This window comes from Campylobacter concisus (genome assembly GCF_002165815.1).
Taxonomy (GTDB): domain Bacteria; phylum Campylobacterota; class Campylobacteria; order Campylobacterales; family Campylobacteraceae; genus Campylobacter_A; species Campylobacter_A concisus_BH.
The window spans coordinates 33,955-53,250 of sequence record NZ_NDYN01000008.1; the positions used below are offsets into that span (position 1 = coordinate 33,955).

Genomic DNA, 19,296 nt, shown 5'->3' on the forward strand with positions numbered 1-19,296 from the left:
CACCCAAAATATAGCCAAACCAGTAAGTGGTAGTAAAAGTGCTTTTTAAATTTGCATTTGTAAGATTGCTAAGACTAAATTTAAGCTTTTGCCTGGTCTTCGCAAGCCGCCAATGTTTGGTTTTTTACTCGCTTTTGGCTAAATTTTTACCATAAATTTTTACTCTACTAGATCAACCGACCAGTTTGCCTCCTGAAGCTTCATCTCAAGCTCTCTGATCTCTTTTGAAAGCGCATCTACTTGCTTTTGAAGTGCGCTCACATCGACTGTGCTTAAAATTTTGATCTCGCTATTTGAGTAGAGATCGACCTTTTGGCTAGCACTCGTGGCAAACTCCCTAAGCACGTTTGCTTTTAGCGTCAAAGCGTCCTTTTTAGCGATCATCTCAGTGAGGCTCATGCCATCAAATTTAGCACTTGAGTTTGTTAAATTTATAGAGCAAATGAGCCTAAAAAGCTCGCTTGTTAGCTTGTCAAGCTCTTTTAAAAGCAGCTTTGGATCCTCGCTTGGACTTTCGTTTTCTTGCGTTTTTGCGTTGCTAAGTAGTCTAACTTTTAGCTGTTCGATGCGCTTTTGCGTGTCAGATCTTAGGATGAGAGCCTGAGCTAGTTTCATCATTTTTCCTTTTTGGGTATTAAATTTTTAAATCATCTTAGTATCTTTTGGGTTATAATTGATTTAAAATTTTATTTAAGGAAAAGCTATGAAGTACGATTTTGACACATTAGTAAGCAGAGAAGGCACCAACTCATCAAAATGGCGTATGAAGAGCGATGTTTTGCCAATGTGGGTTGCAGATATGGACTTTAAGGCCGCACCTGAGATCTTAAGCGTCTTGCAAAAGCGTCTTGATAACGGCGTCTTTGGCTACTCTTTCATCCCAAAAGAGTGGAACGAAGCGATAAAAAGCTGGTGGCAAAGACGTCACAACGTGAGCTTCGAGAATGAGTGGATGTGCTTTTGCACTGGCGTCATACCAGCTATCTCGACTGCCATTAGGAGATTTAGCAGCCCAGGAGATCAAATTTTAGTGCAAGCGCCTGTCTATCACGTCTTTTTTAACTGCATCAAAAACAACGGACGTGAAATTTTATCAAACGACCTCGTCTATAAAAATGGCTCTTATGAGATCGACTTTGACGACCTTGAAGCAAAGCTAGCCCAGCCGCTAACTACAATGATGCTTCTATGTAATCCTCACAATCCAATAGGCAAAATTTGGGACAAAGAGACGCTTAAAAAGATAGGCGAGCTTTGCTATAAGCACGATGTTTTGGTTATCAGCGATGAAATTCACTGCGATATAACTGATCCTGGGCTAAACTACGTGCCATTTATCAGCGTTAGCGAGGAGTGCAAAAACAACTCCATCACGTGCATCTCGCCTACAAAGGCCTTTAACATAGCTGGCCTTCAAAGCTCAGCCGTCGTCACGCCAAATGAAAAGATCAGATCAAGGCTAAATGCCGCTATCAACTACGATGAGGTCGGCGAGGCAAATGCCTTTGCGATCATCGCCGCAATCGCTGCGTTTAACGAGGGCGAGGCGTGGCTTGATGAGCTTAGAGAGTATCTTTTTGAAAACAAAAAGGTCGTCGCAAACTTCATAAAAGAGCAAGGCTTGCCAGTGAAGCTCTTGCCATCGAGTGCGACCTATCTTTTGTGGCTTGACTGCAGTGCGTTTTGTGAGGATTCGAGCGAATTTATGAATTTCTTACGCGACAAAGCTGGGCTTTGGCTAAATGACGGCAACGCTTATAGGGGAGATAGATTTTTCCTTCGTATGAATATCGCAACGCAGCGTGAAAGGGTGCTTGAAGGGCTAAAACGCTTGCAAAATGGTATAAATTTATACACTTCAAAGAGATGATTTTGGCTGGGTGGCTTTGAAATTTAAGCCGCCTTTGCTTGATATCAAAACACCCACTCGTGGTTTTTATGCCCTCTCCCGTTTTTTGAATTTTAATCTTAAATAGAAGGCTATTTGGTCGCAATAGTGTAGGTTATAAAGCCAGTTTTGCCATTTTGCTACTTCGCTAGCGTGTATTAGCGCCAAAAAGAGCGTCATAATCGCGCTTAGGAGTTGTTTTGAGGCAATAAAATGGCGCTTATTTTGAGCATTAATGTTGCTTTGGATTATAAATTTAGCAGTTTAAATTTGAAAGATAGAAATTTAAAGGCGAGATAGTTGCGGTGATCTTGAATTGCATTAAATTTAGTAGAGGCTGGATATTAAAAGCAAGCTATTTTAGGGTTGTTTCAAGGCGTTAAAGACTTTGAGTATCAGGGCGTTTTTTAAATTTAAAGCCACTACCGACTTTGTTTGCTGGGTTAAATTTAGAAAAAGTTGCTAGTCAAAACAGAGCAATCCGTCAAAACAAGCATTTTATGCCATCTTTATGCAATAAATTTTCGTTCGTCGCACGTGTGTTATGCGGTTTTCTTATAAATTTAGAAGTTTAAATTTGAAAGTGATAAATTTAAGAGCGAGAAGTCGAGCTATTTTTGAATTGTATTAAATTTAAGCAAAAAGCCTTTAAATGCGAATGATAATGGTCGTTTTCAAAGCAGTAGATAGCGCGCCTATTGCTTGCTAAATTTAGCAACTCAAAAGAAATTTGAAAGTGAGATATCTCGCGTTAGTGTTAAATTTAAAAGAAGTCATTTTACCAAAACGAGAATTTGAGCCGTTTAAGATCGCATTATCTTTCAAAAAGTGATTTTGCTGATAAATTTACTGGTTGTAAATTTATAAAAAGGTTATTTGTCAAAAGAAGCATTTGCGCTCTTTTAAAATGATAAATTTGATATCTAAATTTGAAAAAAAGCAGAAATTTAAAGGCGGGGAGGACCCGCCAGATATTATTTATGTAGTTCTTTTGTGTAAAACTCAACTGAGCCAAGGCCCTCTTTTTGCGCCCACTCGTAAGCTTGGCTTACAAATTCCCAGTTTATATTCTCGTAAAATGTCTCTAGGTATTTTGGACGAGCGTTGAAGTTGTCGATGTAGTAAGCGTGCTCCCAAACATCAACGACTAGAAGTGGCACTTTGCCATCGCTCACTGGAGTTTTTGCGTTGCTAGTTTGTACGATCTCTAGCTTTTTGCTGCTTGGATCAAATACAAGCCACGCCCAGCCTGAGCCAAAAAGCGTTGTAGCTGCCTTTAAAAACTCCTCTTTAAAATTTGCGAAATTTGCTTCAATCGCAGCTTTTAGCTCGCTTGACATCTCGCTTTTTTTAGCGATGCAGTCCCAGTAAAAGTCGTGGTTATAAACTTGAGCGACGTTGTTGTAAAGGCCGCCTTCGCTATTTTTTAGAATTTCATAAAATGATGCGTTAGCAAATTTTGTATCTTTTATGAGATTGTTTAAATTTGCAACATAGGTCGCGTGGTGCTTGCCGTAGTGGTATTCACAGGTTTTAGCACTTACTACTGCGTTGTGGTTTGCGTCAAACGGAAGTTTTCTTAGTTCAAACATAATAATTCCTTAATAATAAAATTTGTTATTTTGCATTATAGCCACAAAAGATTAACAAACAAAATCTTTTAAAATTTAAGCCAAAAATAGGGCGTTTTTATAAAAGCTAAATTTTTCATTTATGAAAGATGAGCGAATTTGCTTTATAAATTTGTGGTTATAAGAGTGAAATTTTATAACCTAAAAGAGTAAATTTAGCTTTGCAAAAGAGAGAAAAGTAAATTTAAATTTCTCTAAATGTAAAAAATAATATAAAAATATGTGTAGAAACGTAACAAAAATAGACTATAAAAATGATAAATAAATTTTTACGTTAAATTTACGAAGCAAAAACTATCCATTTTAGATCAAAATTGTTACAAAAATACACATATAAAAATAAAGATATGTGAATTTATGAAACAAAATTTCTAAATTTTTATTTTTGAAATTTATAATGCACCTATCAAAACTATTACAAAGGATGAAAGATGAAATTCTTACAAGCTTTACTTTTTACATGTGCCATCAGTGGCTTAGCATTTGGTGCGGATAAGGTCTATACGATCAAATTTGCTCACGTTGTCGCAGCTTCTACGCCAAAGGGCAAGGCAGCTGACTTTTTTGCAAAGCGCGCTGAGGAGCTAAGTGGCGGCAAGATAAAAGTTCAAGTCTTCCCATCAGCGCAGCTACTTGATGACGATAGAGTTTTTGGTGCGTTAAAACTTGGTAACGTTCAAATGGCAGCTCCTAGTTTTTCTAAATTTACACCTATCGTGCCGCAGTTTCAGCTATTTGACCTACCTTTCATCTTTAAAGATGCAGACCATCTTCACAAGGTTCAAGATGGCGCAGTTGGCGAGGAGCTAAAAGGTCTTGTGACTAAGAAGGGCTTTGTGGCGCTTGATTACTGGGATGCTGGATTTAAGCACTTTAGCTCAAGCAAAAAACCTATCCTCACTCCAGAAGATGCAAAAGGACAAAAATTTAGAATCCAAAGCTCAAAAGTGCTTGAAGAGCAGATCAAAGCGATCGGTGGCAACCCACAAGTTCTGCCATTTTCAGAGGTTTATTCTGCGCTTCAACAAGGCGTAGTTGATGCTACTGAAAACCCACTTTCAAATTTCTATAACTCTAAATTTCACGAGGTTCAAAGCTCTCTTACACTTTCTCACCACGGATATCTAGGCTATCTAGTCGTTATGAGTGATAAATTTTGGAACAAACTACCAGATGATCTAAAAGCAAATGTAAAACAAGCTCTAAGCGAGGCTACAGCTTACGAGAGAGAAGAGACAGCAAAAGAGGACGCTCACGTCATAGCTGAACTTGAAAAATATATCGCTGCTAGCAAAAAACTAGAAATTTTCAAGATCGACGACGCACAAAAAGCTGAGTGGGAGAAGGTTATGCAGGCTATCTATCCTAAATTTTACGACGTCATCGGCAAAGAGCTAATCGAAAAAACTCTTGGGGCGAAATGATGAAAAAAATATTTGACGTCCTTGATGTTGTGATAGTTTCGCTAAACAAAACTATCGCCGTAACTGGGCTCGCATCTGGTACGCTACTAGCCTTTGCTAACGTCATGGCCAGATACTTTTTTGATAAAAGCTGGTCGTGGGCGAGCGAGTTATCAAACTACCTCTTCATTTGGTCGGCGTTTTTTGCCGCAGCGTATGGCTTTAACAAGGGCATTCACGTGAGCGTAACTATCTTGGTGGAGAAATTTCCACCAGCGCTTGCGAAAGCGTGCCTGCTCTTTTCGCACATTTTAACAACTGTCTTTTTGATATTTATCGCGGTTTATTCGGTGGATTATCTTAAAATTTTGCACGAGATCGAGCAGATGATAATAGACCTTGGCATACCACAATGGGTCCCTATGCTAGTGCTTCCAATAGCCTTTGTCACAGCTAGCTACCGCTCGGCTGAAAAAGCTATAAAAGTAGCTCTAACTCCAGCAGCAAAGGTCGTAAGCAACGAAGCGCACGAGCTAGCTCATGGTAGCGTAGTCAAAGACTAAGGAGAAAAAGATGACAATAGCATTTTTATTTATCCTGCTTTTTGCACTGATGCTAATAGGCGTGCCAGTCGCGGTTTCGCTAGGTACAAGCACCGTTTTAACGATGATATTTTTTACAGATATCGACATCGCTACGATTCCGCAGCTAATTTTTGATGGCATCAATAAATTTTCGCTAATGGCGATACCGATGTTTATCTTGGCTGGAAATTTACTAAGCAAAGGCGGCTCAGCAAGGCGTATCATCGACTTTGCAAAGTCTATGGTCGGACACTTGCCAGGTGGCTTACCTATGAGCGCGATATTTGCCTGCATCATCTTTGCAGCCGTCTCTGGAAGCTCGCCTGCGACGGTTGTAGCCATTGGCTCTATTATGTTTGCAGCGATAAAAGAGGCTGGCTATCCAAAAGAGTACGCAGTGGGCGGCATAACAACGGCTGGCTCGCTTGGAATTTTGATCCCACCTTCAGTTGTTATGATAGTTTATGGCGTAACAGCTGAGGTAAGCATCGGTAAGCTCTTTATGGCGGGCGTCGTGCCTGGTCTTATGCTTGGTGCTTTTATGTTAGTTCAAACTTATGTCGGAGCAAAAAAGCTTGGATTTAAAGCGACTAAGGCTGAGCCATTTAAAGTAAGAGTGCAGAAATTTGCAAAAGCATTTTGGGCTTTACTAATCGTCGTTGTGGTTATTGGCGGAATCTATGGAGGCATATTCACTCCGACTGAAGCTGCTGCGGCAAGTGCTGTTTATGCGCTATTTATCTCACTTTTTATCTATAGAGATATAAAGATAAGAGATCTTTGGGATATCTGCCTAGACTCAGCCCTTACAACAGCTATGATATTTTTCATCATCGCAAATGCCGTTGTTTTTGCATATTTGCTAACTAGCGAGCAGATCCCACAAGCGATCGCTTCGATGATACTTGATGCAAATATCGGCATGATAGGGTTCTTGATATTTGTAAATATCTTGCTCTTTATCATGGGTCAGTTTATGGAGCCTTCAAGCGTTATCATGATTATGGTGCCACTCTTGCTTCCGATAGCTACGCAACTTGGCGTCGATCCTATTCACTTTGGTATCATCTTGGTTGTAAATATGGAGATAGGTATGGTGACTCCGCCTGTTGGACTAAATTTATTTGTCGCAAGCGGTCTTACAAATATGAATTTAAAAGAGGTCATCATGGCGTGCTTGCCATGGACGCTAACCTTGTTCTTTGGCCTTATCTTGGTTACTTATATACCGCAAATTTCACTTTGGCTACCAAACATAATGTATGGACATTAAAATTTAGAGGCCTAGGCCTCTAAATTTATCCTTTTGGATCGTAATCCGCACTCATAACGATATTTTTACCATTTCGCTTACCGACATAAAGTAGCTCATCAGCTTGCTTGATCATGCGCTCGATATTTACCTCAGTGTTGCCGCTGTGAGCCACGACACCAAAGGTCATAGTAGCTATTATCCTATGGTTTTCAAATTCAACGACATTTTGATTAAGCGTCTCTCTGATACGCTCTAAGATGCTAACTGCTTTTGCCTTTTTAACGTCAAAGATAACAGCCAAAAACTCCTCGCCGCCAAAGCGAGCGACCCTATCTTCATTTCTGAAAGCATTTTTGAAAATTTTAGAAAGGCTCTTTAGCACTTCATCGCCTGCGCCGTGTCCGTAGGTGTCATTTATCTTTTTAAAGTTATCGATGTCGCACATCACGATAGCAAAGTCGTTGCCGTCAAATAAATTCTTTTGTCTAAAAATTTGTTGCATCGAGGCGCGGTTTAAAAGTCCAGTTAGTGGGTCGTGGTTAAAGACAGCTTTAGCAGACTCTTTCTCTTCTAAGATGCCTAAGAATATAAATAAATTTGAGCTCTCTAGCAAAAATGATGTTAGGACAGCAAACACACAAGATGCGGTTAGGTTAAATACAAAAAATATCTCTTTGTATAAAGGATCGTCCTTTGCTGGTAGATCTATCACTAGATAAAAAAGTAAAAAAGCCGCGATATCTAGCAAAGAGATAATTCTGCTTAACATTTTAAAGCTAACTGATAAGAAAAAGAGGCTAATTGTAGATGTTAAAAATAAAATTTCAAAGCCCCAGCCTAGACCAAGGATGAAGACGCAAAGTGAGGCATGGAGTAAAATTTCTACTTGCAAGATGAGCATCACGATCTTGTTGTTCTCTTCGCTATCAAAGAGTATCTTTAGTGCAAAAAGATATATGCTAACAGATAGGATGTTTGCCACAGCCAAAATTTCTTCGCCCATGAGGCAGAACATAACTAGGTAAAAAGTATGTACAGCTAGAAGTGAAAAGACGATGATCTTTTGTGAGATATAAAGTGAAATTTTAGGCATTGTCTTTGTCCTTATTTGCCTTCATGATCTCATACTCGATGCGGTCTTTGCCATTTTTCTTACCCTCATATAGCTTTTTATCAGCTTTGTTTATGACTGTGTCGATATCAGTTATAACGCCATTTGCGCAAAGGACTAGACCAAAGGTCATGGTTACTGAGCTCTTATCAGGCAGTTTTACCTGCGCTATCCTTGTGCCAAGTCTGGTTTCTACCTTTTTTACGTCTTCGGTTTTAACTTCAGGCAAGATAACTAGAAATTCCTCTCCACCCCACCTACAAATGTGGTCATTTTCTCTAAAAGTATCTTGCAAGGCCCTTGCTATTTCTTTTAAGACCTTATCGCCCCAGTCGTGTCCGTAGGTGTCATTTATCTTTTTGAAGTTATCTATATCTCCTAGCATAACGACTAAATTTGCGTCACTGCTTTTTTCTCTAAGCTCTTTTAGCTCATATCTAAGTGTTCTCTCGATCGAGCGTCTATTTAAAAGACCTGTTAAAAAGTCATACTTAGAAATTCTCTCTATCTCCTCTTTCTCTTCACTGATCTGTTTGTAGCCACTAGATGTGATCGCATCAGAGAAAAAAGAAAGTCTAAAGACCAAGTAAAAAGTAAAGAAAACGCTTATACAGGTTGAGCCTATTTGTACCATGGTGTCTATCTCAACTACTTTATCTTTATATGTAAGATATAACCACAAAAGGACAAATAGCTCAAGAAGGCAGACAGAGTAGGTAAGAAGCCTTTGGTTAAAAGCCAAAAAGTAGTTTATAAAGATAACGCCAAGGAGTGTTATCCATATATTAGAGCTCCAGCCCATGCCAACAACGCCAGCGATAACTGCGGTGATGACATTTAGTTGAAAGATGGCAGAGATTAAAAATCTGTATTTGATATTAAATCTAATCCTTAAAGCAGTGCTAATAGAAAGAAATAAAAAACAGATAAAAATGATCGTTAAGTCAAAGTAAAAACTACACAGCACGATCAAGACAAAGGCGTTACTTACTATCGCTACGTTTAATATCGTTTTGTAAATGTCATCGATAGCCTTATAGCTATCTTGCTCTATAAATTCCTGTACCAAGCATTCTCTCCGTTAATTTCATCCATTAAATTTAATTAGGCCATTTTAATACGAGTCGTAACTATCCTCATCCTCATCGCTATCTTCATAGTTGTAGTCATTTTCGTCGTAGTTATAGTCATAGCTATCGCTACTATCCTCGTCCTCATCGTTAAATTCAGAGTAGTCTTCTTCTACCTCTTCGTAGTCAAAATCATCACTCATTTTTCTCTCCTTAAATTTTATCTTTGATATTTTCGATATACAAGCTTTGGCTTGGGAATGCAAAATTTAGACCATTTTGCTTTAAAATATCCATAATTTTTAGCATTACATCTTGTTTTACATCTAAAAACTCTCCCCAAACGATAGTTTTGGCAAAACAATAAACTAGGATATTTATCGAGCTATCAGCAAAGTCATCAACCACGACAAATAAATTTGACTTATATCCAGCGTAGTCATCAACTGAAACTATGTTTTGTCTATATTTTAGACCTCTTTTATTAGCCGCGATATCTTCGCTTTTAGCGATATCTGGGTGATTTATCAGCATATTTTTGATGTCATTTACACATTTTTTGATCTCTTCTGTAGTTGGTCCATACTCGATGCCAATAACCATTCTTATGCGTCTGCCAACCTTTCTTCTGCTCCAGTTTCTAACTGGATCGCTTGCTAGCTTTGAGTTTGGCACGAAGATAAGGGCGTTATCAAAGCTTCTAACTGTTGTTTTTCTAAATCCTATCTCAACGACTGTGCCCTCAATGTCGCCACAAACTATCCAGTCGCCTTGTGAAAATGAGTTGTCAAAGAGCATCATAACAGAGGCAAAGAAGTTTGCGATGATGTCTTTAGCAGCGAAGGCAACGGCAAGACCACCGATACCAAGTGAGGCGATGAGCGCCGAGATATCAAAGCCAAGCTTTTGAAGGATCAGTAAAAGTGTGATGATCAGCACGATCACGTAGATCACTTTTAGCGCTAGGTTTATCACCTCTTTACGCTTGCTTTTTTGCGCGATCTTGTCGAGTATAGCGATGCCGTAGCCATTTAGTATGGTGAGGACAAGCCATGAAAATGCGACTATATAGATGATAGAAAAGATGTTTGCTACCGTTAGAGGCACTGGCACTGGGTAAAATCCAACGCCGATACAGATATTTAGCGCATAGATGATAAGAAGTGCTGAGATCGGCTTTTTGATGATATCAACGATCTGATTTTTAGCCTCTTTGACCCCTTCGCCTGAAGCGACGAGCGACATTAGCCAGTAGGTAAGTTTGGCTAGAATTCTAGTTAGCGAGACGAAAAATAAAAATATCGCAACGATAACAACGATCTTGCCGATGTTAAATTTACTTGAATTTATGTCAGTTGCTTTGTTTATGTATTCGACTGCATCGACTAAATTTAGCTCAGACAAGAGCATGCTTGAGCTTAGAAGATCGGCGTTATTTTTAAGATAGGTTAAAATTTCTTCTTCACTCTCTTTTTTTAGCTCAAGATCAAAAAAGGCACTGTCATAAGAGCCTGAAGTGTCATTTAGTGAGTCTTTTAGATCTTTTATGCTTACATAAGAATTTGTCTGTAAATTTAAAAGTCCATTATCTATCACATCTCTTATAGAATTTGCCTTAGCGCCCTTTTTAAAGACCTCTTCTAGGCTAATAAGCGCTGAGTAGTAAGCGTAATCAACCTTCATCTTCTCAAGCTCGATAGCACTTTGGATATAGGCGTCCTTGTTTGACTGCTTCTCAAGTCTTGCGACCTTTTTCTCTAGTGCCTCTTTTTGCAGATTATATTTATTGATATCGCTTTGTGTAACTTCGATCTGCATAACATAGGTCGGAATTTTCTCTAAAAGAGCGTTCTTTTTATTTTGAAGAGTGATCAAATTTGAGTTATCGATCTTTGAAGCGTTTAGGTCTTTTTGCTGAGATTTTATGATATTTATCTGGCTGTTTAGGGTTTGAATTTGATTTGTTATGCTGATGATATCGTCTTCTTGCGTTACGTTGTTATCAGCGCCAAAAAGAGTTATGAAAGAAAGCAGGATGATGGTTAGAAATTTACGCATTTTCGCCTCTTTTGTCCGCTAAAAGTTTAAACGTGCCCTCTTTTAAATCGTAACTGAAAATTTCACCAGTTTCTATGATGTAGTGCCAGCCATAAATTTGAAGCTTGCCACTTTCATACTCCTCTTTTACATTTGGATATGTCATTATGTTTTCGATCGAATTTATCACGTTTAGCCTCTCGGTTAGCCACGCCATTTTGGCTGGATCGTCGCTTGTAAATTTAAGCACTTCTCGCTTGATCGGCTCTATTAGCCTGATCCAGTTTCTAACGTTTGGAGTATTTTTTAGCTTCTTTTCATCAACATAAAGCGCCGCACATCCGCCACAATCGGAGTGTCCGCAAATGATGATGTTTTTGATGTTTAAAACTTCAAGCGCATATTCGATCGCCGAAGTGGTCGCCAAAAACTCTTCGCTCACCCTATAAGGTGGCACGATGTTTGCGATATTTCGCACCATAAAAAGCTCGCCTGGCAGGCAGTTTGTTATCAAATTTGGCACGACCCTTGAATCCACGCATGATATGAAAAGCGTGTGCGGATCTTGCTTGTGTTGCAGACTTTTAAAGAGCTCTTCATGCTCTAAAAAACCATCTTCCATAAATTTTACTGCACCTTCAAGTATTGAATCATCCATAAAATTTATCTCCATTTTTTATATTTTTATCGCGATTATAGCAACTTTTATTTAATCAAAAAAACGAAGCGAAAATAAAAAACCCTAAATTAATATTATTTATTAAACTACTTTTTATACATTGTTTAACAAAGTTTGGCTAAATTTAGCCCAAAAATTTTCAAGGAGAAAAAATGAGTTTATATGATAGAAACTACGCTAAGCAAAATCAAGAAGAGCTTGCGTATTCTCAAAGCTCACTAAGCACTTTTATAAAACAGACTTATCAACTTTTTGCAGCATCACTACTTTCAGCTACTGCTGGCGCTTATGTAGGCATTAGCATCGCTGGCGTTTTTGCGGCAAATAGATTTTTGTTTTGGGGACTTGTGATACTAGAGTTTGTGTTGCTTTTTGGCCTAATGGCAGCTAAACGCAAAGAGGGATTAAATTTAATACTTCTTTTTGCATTTACATTTGTAAGCGGTCTTACGCTAACTCCGCTACTTTCAGCGATCCTTGCTATGCCAAGTGGTGCTAGTATCGTGGCTCAAGCATTTGGCTTGACGACAGTTGCATTTGGTGCTTTAAGCGTCTTTGCGATGAATACAAAACGTGACTTTACAACGATGGGTAAGATGCTATTTATAACTTTGATAGTTATCATTGTAGCAGCGATCATCAATATTTTCGTTAAAAGCACGATGTTTCAACTTGTAATCGCAAGTATTTCATCGATCTTATTTAGTGCTTACATACTTTTTGATACACAAAATATCATCCGTGGCAACTACGAGACACCAGTTGAGGGTGCAGTTGCTTTGTATCTTGATTTTGTAAATTTATTTACATCATTACTACAAATTTTAGGCATTTTTAATAGAAATGACTAATGACGAGCGCATCTACCGAGTGATAGATGCGAATCTAAATAGGCTAAAAGAAGGGCTTCGCGTCGTTGAAGATATAAAAAGATATGTCTTTGACGACGCTAAGCTCGCCTATAAGATAAAATCTCTCCGCCACAAGGCAAAGATCCCACAAAAAGAATTTTTAAAATTTAGAAATTCACAAAATGATGTCTTAAAAACCAGCACAAAAAGCGAGCAAGAAAGATCAAATTTAGACGAAATCATCACTGCAAATTTCAAGCGTGCCCAGGAGAGCGCTCGCGTGCTTGAAGAGTGCTTTAAGCTTGTAAATTTAGAGCGAGCCGAGCTTTTTAAAAGCATAAGATACGAGCTTTATGAGCTTGAAAAAGAACTTTAACTAAAAATTTAAATCTTTTCTTGTATAATCGCAAACTATTTAAAAAATTTAAAGGAAATTTCGTGAGTTTAATATTTTTAATCTTGCAATTTGTTCTAGCTGTCGTTATCACGATCGCAGTTTTACTCCAAAAGAGCTCATCTATCGGTCTTGGAGCATACAGTGGAAGTAACGAGAGCCTTTTTGGAGCAAAAGGACCAGCTGGGTTTTTAGCTAAATTTACCTTTGTGGTAGGCGTTTTGTTTATCCTAAACACACTTGCACTTGGATATTTTTACAACAAAGATCTAAAACGCTCTATCGTTGATAGTGTCGATAGCAAATCTCTAGTCATACCAAAATCAAACGACGTGCCAGCAGCTCCTAGCGCACCACAAAATCCAGTAAAATAACAATGATAAAAACGTTTTTAGCGTCACTTTTGACGCTAACGTTTGCTTTGGCAGACGCTCACATCCTAGTTTATCACCGCTTTGACGATCCAAGACACGTTAGCACAGATGTTTCTATCCAAAATTTAAGAGAGCAGTTTGAATACTTCAAAAATAATGGCTACGAAGTTGTCAAGCTATCAAGGCTTGTCGATGCGGTAAATGCTGGCGAACCGATCCCTGATAACTGGATCGTTATCACCGTTGATGATGGATACAAAAGCTTTTACAATAACGCTCTTGAGCTTTTTAAAGAGTATAACTACCCATTTGCTTTGATGGTCTATGTAGAGGCAAGTGCGAACAAATATGGTGATTATCTAGACTTTGATCAGATCAAAGAGCTAGAAGCTTACGGCGAGATCGGCTACCACTCATACGCTCATCCAAGGATGACTAGACTTAGCGATGAGGCATTAAGAGAGGACTTTCAAAAGGGCGTTGAGACCTTTGAAAAGCACATGGGCTATAAGCCAAAATACTTTGCAGTCCCTTACGGCGAGATCGATAGCAGAGTTGTCTCTTTGGCAAAAGAATTTGGTTTTTTAGCACTTTTAAATCAAAACTCAGGCGCAGTTTCAGATAAAAGCGACGTTTATGATCTTTACAGAACGCCAGTGATGAATGGCACAAAGATAGCGCTAACTTTTAATAGTAAATTTTTAAATGCCCAGTGGATATTTCCAGAAGGCTATCCGCAAAATAACGCGATCGACAAGCTCATCATCAAGACCGACACAAACGCAAGTGAGGGCAGTTTTTTCATGACTGGCTTTGACGGCTTTAGAAAAGTACCTATGACAAATGGCGTTTTTGAGTGTAAATTTAACCCACCACTTGATAAGCGCAAAGTGTTAATGTCGCTAAAAGTAGATCATCACAGAAGTACAAAACTTCTAATAAAGGACACCAATGCTAAATAAAATTTATGATACCCAAAAAGAGGGTTGCGAAAAGGCGATCGCTTCTTTAAAACGCGATTTTACAACGCTAAGAACTGGCAAAGTAAATATCAACATCCTAGATAACGTTATGGTTGATTATTATGGCTCGCCAACTCCGCTTAATCAAGTAGCCACCGTGCTTACAAGTGACGCTTCGACTATCGCTATCACACCTTGGGAAAAGAGCATGATAAAAGCGATCTCATCAGCTATCCAAGCTGCAAACATCGGCGTCAATCCAAACAGCGACGGCGAGAGCGTTAAGCTATTTTTCCCACCGATGACCGTCGAGCAACGCCAAGAAAATGCAAAACACGCAAAAGCTATGGGCGAAAAGGCCAAAGTTAGTATAAGAAACGTGAGAAAAGACGCAAACGATGAGGTCAAAAAGCTTGAAAAAGACAAGGCTATAACTGAAGACGAGAGCAAAAAGGGCCAAGATGAGGTTCAAAAGATAACTGACACCTACACCGCAAAGATCGACACTCTCGTAAAAGAGAAAGAAGCCGAGCTTTTAAAAATCTAAATTTAATTAGAAATTTGCACCCCTTGCAAATTTCTAAACCCTCATTTTTTAGCCACGTAGTGTGGCTAAATTTCATCCTTTAAAGGACGACATTGCAGATCGCCACTGAACTAAAAGCTGCATTTGCTGATAAAAAAATTTTGTTTCTTACCATTTTGGCATTTAGCCTAGCTACCATTTTTCTTAGCCCCAGCCAGATAGTGGATGAGTATAGAGGTTTTTGGCTGCTTGAGCCGCTACTTTTGGTCGCTATCTACCTAAATAAAAGGCAAATTTTACTACCTTTATATTTTTTGATATTTGGAGCTAGCCTTTACTTTTTTGGACTTAAGCTAAGCGGTCACACTAGCGATCTTGTGGCACTTTATCTCATAGCTTTTGTGCTTTTATTCTCTTTAAATTTTTCCAAAGATAATGAAAAATTTATAAGTCAGAGCCTAGCAAGACTTTTAAATTTGCTCATCTCATTTGCCCTTTTTCACCTATTTTTTCTTGGCATTGTGGCTATTTGTGCAGGGCTTAACTACCTTTTTGATTTAGAGCTTCTAACTAGCCACAGGACGCAAAGGCTCTATCTGACGCTGGTCTCTTTTGGTCTGCCTTGTCTATTCATCTTTTTTGAGAGCAAATTTAGAGAGTATAGGCTCTTAAATTTCATCAAGATCGCCATAAATTTCATCCTAAATCCAGTGCTTATCATCTATGTGGTGCTTTTAAATTTATACTGCATTTATAGGCTTGTTTTGCTTGAGTTGCCACGAGGTGGAGTGGCTTATATCGTGCTTGCTTGCTTGATCGCTGGCTTTGTTTTAAGAGGGCTAAATTTACTTATCAAAAGTCAAATTTATGATCAAATTTTTAAGCTCTTGCCACTTTTTATCATCTTGCCTAGCATAATGCTTTGGTGGGGCGTTTTGCATAGGGTCGGCGAGTACGGCCTAAGCGAGCCTAGGATCTATCTCATCGCCTGCGTGATATTTGCAAATTTGAGCTATTTTGTGATGATATTTTTTAGAAATTTCCCTTACAAATTTCTAGCATTTTTTATGATATTTGGCATATTTTTCACGCATTTTGTCCTTGATACAAAGCAGCTTGTGCTAAATTCTCAAAAAGAGCTTTTATTAAGAGAGCTAAGAGCACTAAATTTACTTGACAGCAGTGGCTTGCTAAGTGGCGACTTGAGCAAGATAGGCAAAGAGAAGCTCTACTTTTTGCAAGATAAATTTGACTATCTCACAGAAAAAGGCGATAAATTTGCGTTAGAAAATAAAAAATTTGTAGCTGGTCTTGAGGTGGCTGAACAGAAAAATTGGCAGATATTTAGCATTGACTTTAGTGGCACCGCTATAAACGTGAAAGATGCAACTATCAAAACGCCCATCACAAGCAGCACAAATGGCGATGAGCTCGTCATACAGCTAGATAATGAAAGAGTTAGCATAGATATGCAAAAGCACCTAGAAAAGGCGCTCGCTAGTTTAAATTTAAAGCCAGATGGCCACTTTGGCTCAGAGGTATTTGAGCGGCTAAAAGAGCAGCTTTTGATCTTTGAAGTTGGCAAGCGCGCCTTTGTTTTGCGCTCTATGGAAATCGTGCAAGAAAACGGAGTTTATAAATTTTACGACGCAAGCGTGCTTTTTTATATGGAGGATGCGCAGCTAAAATAGCGAGCCCTGCGTGAGTTTTGGCTTTATGACAAAGCTTTTTCTATGAAAGTCCGAGTAGCCAAATTTAGCTATCGCATCTAGGTGCGACTTCGTGCCATATCCCTTGTGCCCTGCAAAGCCGTATGCTGGATAAAATTTATCCCAGCCGTTCATCAAGCGGTCACGACTCACCTTTGCTAATATGCTAGCAGCACTTACCCCAGCGACCTTGCCGTCGGCCTTTATCATAGTCGTGATGCCAACGCCGTAGTCTAAATTTCCATCATAAATGATCTCAAAGCTCTCAAAATGCGCCTTGAAAAGCTTGAGCGCTCGCCTTAGGCACTCACTTAGCCCAAGCTCGTCTATCTGGGCGTTTGAGAAGTAGACGATGAGGAAATTTGAGCTTTTTGTGATCTCTTTAAAGAGCTCCTCGCGCCTTTTTGCGGTTAGTTTTTTGGAGTCGTTTAGGCCAGAAATTTCGCTATTTAGCACACAAGCAGCCACGCTTAGTGGTCCAGCTAACGCCCCACGTCCAGCCTCGTCGATACCGCAAATTTTAGCCATTACAGCCCGACTTCATCGCTAAAGTAAGGTCTTAGCTCCTCAAGTGGCACGCTGATCTGCTCTTCGTTTAAAAATGTAAGTCCAAGTGGCGAAAGCACGAAGTTATCGCTCACGCCAGCGTTTGCAAGGATCGCTTTTAGGTGGCTGTCGTTTATATCTTTAAAAATTTGCTTTAGCTTTAGCTTTTTGTTTGTCGCAAGTGAGATCACCTCGCAGTTTGTTTTTTCGTTTTTATAGGTGCAAACGCTTTTGATCTTGTCGTTGATGTAGTAGATCTCTTTTAGGCTCTCGTACTGGTTGTTTGGCCATTTTTTGCGCTCGCTTTTTAGGTCGTAAAACTCTGCAAGAAGCTTGTTTTTATATTTTTTGGCGGAGTCTTTAGCGAAGATGTCGCTGATGATCGCCTCATATCTTGTGCCGTTTGCCTCGGTCATTTGGATGCCGATATTTAGGTTCTCATACTCGTTTGCCACCCTTAAAGTGGCGTTATGGGCTTTGTTTTTAACGACGATCTTGCCTTTTAGCTCGCCATTTTCATTTTTAACCTCTAAATTTATCTTGTCTGAGACTGCATTTAATGAAGAAATTTCGCTACCATTTTGCTCAAAAGAGCCCTTTTCATAGTCGTATTTTGTGCCGTCAAAAAAGATGTGGCCGCTTATCTTAGGCGGGACCTTAAAGCTCTTACTTTGTTTGAAATTTTCAAATTCATCTTTAAAATAGTTCATATAAACTTCAAATTTCACACCATTTGCATCGCCACTAAATTTATAAAATTTAGCCCAGTTTTCGTGGTTTATCTCATAGCCAAAAAGGCTTGCTGCGATGAATAAGATCCCAAAAAATGCTCTCATGCTCCGTCCTTCGTTTTTTTTGATTATAACTTTTTTATTTCTGTGCTTTTAAAACAATAACCAAACAAAGGGTGTAAATTTACAAACCGAGGCTCCACCTAGAAAATGGCAATATCTCGCACTTTATCCCCTCGATGCTTTGCTCGGCTTGGTTTGCGACGCTGATGATTTGAAGTTTGCTAACGCCCAGCTCTTTTAAGCTCGCGTGGAGTTTTTTAAATTTCAAAAAGACGATCTCAGGCGCAGAAAATGGCACGCAAATGATCGCAAGCTTCTTTTTAGTAAGGAAAAAATCGATCTCTTTTGTATAGTAAATCTCATCTTTAAATTTAAGCAGCTCACAAAAAACGACATTTGCAAAGACAGCGAGAAAGTCCTTTTTTAGGCACAAAGCATTACGAAGTGCGAAATTTGTAAAGTAAATTTTCTTACTCGTGCTACTCTCATCTAAATTTGGCACAAACTCAACATATCCGCTCTCATTTAGCAAATTTATCGTGCTATAAACGCTATCTTTTGAAATTTTCATCTGCTCTTTTAGGTTTTTATAAATCCCAAAGGCGCTTATGGTGTCGTGGCACTTTGTCGCGCACTCTTTTAAGATGACGATGTTTTGCTCGTTTAAATTTGCTCTTAAGAGCTGCTGTAAGTGGGCTGTGACCTCACTGGAGTCCAAAAAGGCGCTTGCTATCTCGTTGCCATGAGCCAAAAAGTAGCTAAAAAGTAGGTCTTGGTCTAAATTTTTCTTAAAAAATAGTATAAATTCCTCGTAGTCGAGGTAGTTTAAATTTATACGCGCAAAGCCATCAAGCGAGAGTGAAAATTCCTTGCTTGTAAGGATGATATTTTCAAGTGCAGCGTCCTTTAAAAAGTCTAAATTTGCAAGATCAGCGCCTTGTAAATTTTCAACTGCGAGCACCTTTATCTGGGCATTTTTTTCTAAAAACTCTTTTAAATTTGCTAAAAGTGAGGCTCTATCTATCCTTATATCGTCTAAATTTATATAAAGCCTCTCCTCACTTTTATAATGGCTCAAAAACTCATAAACAAGGGCTGTTTTGCCACTTGATACGGCACCAATGATAAGTGTCTTTGGCGAGATGATCTCATATTTTCTGGGGATAAATTTAGCATTTTTAATGGGTGCTTGATAGAGCGTTTCTAAACTTTTCAAATTTGACCTTTTAAATTTTTTGAAATTATAGCCACTTCCTTTTAAAAAGGAAAATATTGCTTTAAATTTTAAAAAATGAACAAAATTTAGAAATAAAAAATAAAAATTTAGACTAGAAATTTATAAAATTTTTGAAAAATAAATTCTCCATTTGCAAGATACCTTCCTTATCAAAAGGAAATAATTAATCAAAATTCAACAAAAAATAGCGTTTTTCTTGACAACTATAATAGCTTTTTTGTAAAATCCCTATCTCTTTACGAAAG

The 19,296-nt window shown here is 38.6% G+C and carries 20 protein-coding genes; 10 read left to right on the top strand and 10 right to left on the bottom strand.

What is annotated here, in order from left to right:
* Positions 1-159: 159 nt before the first annotated feature.
* The gene (locus B9N65_RS08725) at positions 160-615 is read right to left on the bottom strand and encodes a DIP1984 family protein (RefSeq protein ID WP_021089206.1); all 456 of its coding nucleotides are present in this window, start codon (positions 613-615) and stop codon (positions 160-162) included.
* 88 nt (positions 616-703) lie between these two features.
* On the opposite strand from B9N65_RS08725, the gene B9N65_RS08730 reads away from it, so the two are divergent.
* Positions 704-1,870 (top strand): MalY/PatB family protein, encoded by a 1,167-nt coding sequence (locus tag B9N65_RS08730; RefSeq protein WP_087583613.1) that lies wholly within the window; start codon positions 704-706, stop codon positions 1,868-1,870.
* Between the two features lie 992 nt (positions 1,871-2,862).
* On the opposite strand, the gene sodB is transcribed toward B9N65_RS08730, so the two are convergent.
* Complete coding sequence (gene sodB, locus B9N65_RS08735; protein WP_002941550.1) at positions 2,863-3,480, bottom strand: superoxide dismutase [Fe]; 618 nt, start codon at positions 3,478-3,480, stop codon at positions 2,863-2,865.
* A 470-nt stretch (positions 3,481-3,950) separates the two neighbouring features.
* Between sodB and B9N65_RS08740 the strand changes: the two genes are divergently transcribed.
* The 3 genes from B9N65_RS08740 to B9N65_RS08750 are packed head-to-tail and all read left to right on the top strand — an operon-like array spanning position 3,951 to position 6,779.
* Positions 3,951-4,943, top strand: a complete 993-nt coding sequence (locus tag B9N65_RS08740; protein WP_087583614.1) for a DctP family TRAP transporter solute-binding subunit — start codon at positions 3,951-3,953, stop codon at positions 4,941-4,943.
* Positions 4,943-5,485, top strand: a complete 543-nt coding sequence (locus B9N65_RS08745) for a TRAP transporter small permease (protein ID WP_087583615.1) — start codon at positions 4,943-4,945, stop codon at positions 5,483-5,485. Before B9N65_RS08740 ends, B9N65_RS08745 begins: the two co-directional genes overlap by 1 nt.
* A gap of 10 nt (positions 5,486-5,495) precedes the next feature.
* On the top strand, positions 5,496-6,779 hold the full coding sequence (locus tag B9N65_RS08750; RefSeq protein WP_087583616.1) for a TRAP transporter large permease: 1,284 nt from the start codon (positions 5,496-5,498) through the stop codon (positions 6,777-6,779).
* 25 nt (positions 6,780-6,804) lie between these two features.
* On the opposite strand, the gene B9N65_RS08755 is transcribed toward B9N65_RS08750, so the two are convergent.
* The 5 genes from B9N65_RS08755 to B9N65_RS08770 are packed head-to-tail and all read right to left on the bottom strand — an operon-like array spanning position 6,805 to position 11,637.
* Positions 6,805-7,854: a GGDEF domain-containing protein gene (locus B9N65_RS08755; RefSeq protein ID WP_087583617.1), complete on the bottom strand. Its 1,050-nt coding sequence runs from the start codon at positions 7,852-7,854 to the stop codon at positions 6,805-6,807.
* Positions 7,847-8,941 carry a GGDEF domain-containing protein gene (locus B9N65_RS08760; RefSeq protein WP_087583618.1) on the bottom strand — a complete coding sequence of 365 codons (1,095 nt, stop codon included), beginning with the start codon at positions 8,939-8,941 and terminating at the stop codon, positions 7,847-7,849. Before B9N65_RS08760 ends, B9N65_RS08755 begins: the two co-directional genes overlap by 8 nt.
* Before the next feature lie 45 nt (positions 8,942-8,986).
* Positions 8,987-9,145, bottom strand: a complete 159-nt coding sequence (locus tag B9N65_RS11045) for a hypothetical protein (RefSeq protein ID WP_002941615.1) — start codon at positions 9,143-9,145, stop codon at positions 8,987-8,989.
* A gap of 10 nt (positions 9,146-9,155) precedes the next feature.
* A complete protein-coding gene (locus tag B9N65_RS08765) occupies positions 9,156-11,000 on the bottom strand; it encodes a mechanosensitive ion channel domain-containing protein (protein WP_087583619.1) in 1,845 nt (614 codons plus the stop codon).
* Positions 10,993-11,637, bottom strand: a complete 645-nt coding sequence (locus B9N65_RS08770) for a carbonic anhydrase (protein WP_021086289.1) — start codon at positions 11,635-11,637, stop codon at positions 10,993-10,995. The genes B9N65_RS08765 and B9N65_RS08770 overlap by 8 nt, the downstream gene beginning before the upstream one ends.
* 173 nt (positions 11,638-11,810) lie before the next feature.
* Between B9N65_RS08770 and B9N65_RS08775 the strand changes: the two genes are divergently transcribed.
* From B9N65_RS08775 to B9N65_RS08800, 6 genes are all read left to right on the top strand, one after another.
* Positions 11,811-12,509: a Bax inhibitor-1/YccA family protein gene (locus B9N65_RS08775; RefSeq protein ID WP_087583620.1), complete on the top strand. Its 699-nt coding sequence runs from the start codon at positions 11,811-11,813 to the stop codon at positions 12,507-12,509.
* Positions 12,502-12,885: a hypothetical protein gene (locus B9N65_RS08780; RefSeq protein ID WP_021089275.1), complete on the top strand. Its 384-nt coding sequence runs from the start codon at positions 12,502-12,504 to the stop codon at positions 12,883-12,885. The genes B9N65_RS08775 and B9N65_RS08780 overlap by 8 nt, the downstream gene beginning before the upstream one ends.
* Before the next feature lie 62 nt (positions 12,886-12,947).
* Entirely contained in the window at positions 12,948-13,277 is a 330-nt protein-coding gene (gene secG / locus B9N65_RS08785; RefSeq protein ID WP_021087232.1) for a preprotein translocase subunit SecG, read from the top strand.
* Positions 13,278-13,279: 2 nt separating this feature from the next.
* Positions 13,280-14,239: a polysaccharide deacetylase family protein gene (locus B9N65_RS08790; protein WP_087583621.1), complete on the top strand. Its 960-nt coding sequence runs from the start codon at positions 13,280-13,282 to the stop codon at positions 14,237-14,239.
* A complete protein-coding gene (frr, locus tag B9N65_RS08795; RefSeq protein ID WP_002941557.1) occupies positions 14,229-14,786 on the top strand; it encodes a ribosome recycling factor in 558 nt (185 codons plus the stop codon). Before B9N65_RS08790 ends, frr begins: the two co-directional genes overlap by 11 nt.
* Positions 14,787-14,878: 92 nt before the next feature.
* Positions 14,879-16,456 (top strand): DUF4153 domain-containing protein, encoded by a 1,578-nt coding sequence (locus B9N65_RS08800; RefSeq protein WP_087583622.1) that lies wholly within the window; start codon positions 14,879-14,881, stop codon positions 16,454-16,456.
* Here B9N65_RS08800 and B9N65_RS08805 read toward each other — a convergent pair.
* The 3 genes from B9N65_RS08805 to B9N65_RS08815 form a co-directional block, all read right to left on the bottom strand.
* Positions 16,448-17,002 carry a ribonuclease HII gene (locus tag B9N65_RS08805; protein ID WP_087583623.1) on the bottom strand — a complete coding sequence of 185 codons (555 nt, stop codon included), beginning with the start codon at positions 17,000-17,002 and terminating at the stop codon, positions 16,448-16,450. The genes B9N65_RS08800 and B9N65_RS08805 overlap by 9 nt on opposite strands.
* On the bottom strand, positions 17,002-17,856 hold the full coding sequence (locus tag B9N65_RS08810) for an S-adenosylmethionine tRNA ribosyltransferase (RefSeq protein ID WP_087583624.1): 855 nt from the start codon (positions 17,854-17,856) through the stop codon (positions 17,002-17,004). Before B9N65_RS08810 ends, B9N65_RS08805 begins: the two co-directional genes overlap by 1 nt.
* A gap of 79 nt (positions 17,857-17,935) precedes the next feature.
* Positions 17,936-19,030 (bottom strand): ATP-binding protein, encoded by a 1,095-nt coding sequence (locus tag B9N65_RS08815; RefSeq protein ID WP_087583625.1) that lies wholly within the window; start codon positions 19,028-19,030, stop codon positions 17,936-17,938.
* Between the last annotated feature and the right edge of the window lie 266 nt (positions 19,031-19,296).

What these genes read in the sequence shown, in the direction of transcription:
- B9N65_RS08725 (WP_021089206.1), bottom strand. Translation starts at nt 615, where the DNA reads ATGAAACTAGCTCAGGCTCTCATCCTAAGATCTGACACGCAAAAGCGC.
- B9N65_RS08730 (WP_087583613.1), top strand. Translation starts at nt 704, where the DNA reads ATGAAGTACGATTTTGACACATTAGTAAGCAGAGAAGGCACCAACTCA.
- sodB (WP_002941550.1), bottom strand. Translation starts at nt 3,480, where the DNA reads ATGTTTGAACTAAGAAAACTTCCGTTTGACGCAAACCACAACGCAGTA.
- B9N65_RS08740 (WP_087583614.1), top strand. Translation starts at nt 3,951, where the DNA reads ATGAAATTCTTACAAGCTTTACTTTTTACATGTGCCATCAGTGGCTTA.
- B9N65_RS08745 (WP_087583615.1), top strand. Translation starts at nt 4,943, where the DNA reads ATGAAAAAAATATTTGACGTCCTTGATGTTGTGATAGTTTCGCTAAAC.
- B9N65_RS08750 (WP_087583616.1), top strand. Translation starts at nt 5,496, where the DNA reads ATGACAATAGCATTTTTATTTATCCTGCTTTTTGCACTGATGCTAATA.
- B9N65_RS08755 (WP_087583617.1), bottom strand. Translation starts at nt 7,854, where the DNA reads ATGCCTAAAATTTCACTTTATATCTCACAAAAGATCATCGTCTTTTCA.
- B9N65_RS11045 (WP_002941615.1), bottom strand. Translation starts at nt 9,145, where the DNA reads ATGAGTGATGATTTTGACTACGAAGAGGTAGAAGAAGACTACTCTGAA.
- B9N65_RS08765 (WP_087583619.1), bottom strand. Translation starts at nt 11,000, where the DNA reads ATGCGTAAATTTCTAACCATCATCCTGCTTTCTTTCATAACTCTTTTT.
- B9N65_RS08770 (WP_021086289.1), bottom strand. Translation starts at nt 11,637, where the DNA reads ATGGATGATTCAATACTTGAAGGTGCAGTAAAATTTATGGAAGATGGT.
- B9N65_RS08775 (WP_087583620.1), top strand. Translation starts at nt 11,811, where the DNA reads ATGAGTTTATATGATAGAAACTACGCTAAGCAAAATCAAGAAGAGCTT.
- B9N65_RS08780 (WP_021089275.1), top strand. Translation starts at nt 12,502, where the DNA reads ATGACTAATGACGAGCGCATCTACCGAGTGATAGATGCGAATCTAAAT.
- B9N65_RS08790 (WP_087583621.1), top strand. Translation starts at nt 13,280, where the DNA reads ATGATAAAAACGTTTTTAGCGTCACTTTTGACGCTAACGTTTGCTTTG.
- frr (WP_002941557.1), top strand. Translation starts at nt 14,229, where the DNA reads ATGCTAAATAAAATTTATGATACCCAAAAAGAGGGTTGCGAAAAGGCG.
- B9N65_RS08805 (WP_087583623.1), bottom strand. Translation starts at nt 17,002, where the DNA reads ATGGCTAAAATTTGCGGTATCGACGAGGCTGGACGTGGGGCGTTAGCT.
- B9N65_RS08810 (WP_087583624.1), bottom strand. Translation starts at nt 17,856, where the DNA reads ATGAGAGCATTTTTTGGGATCTTATTCATCGCAGCAAGCCTTTTTGGC.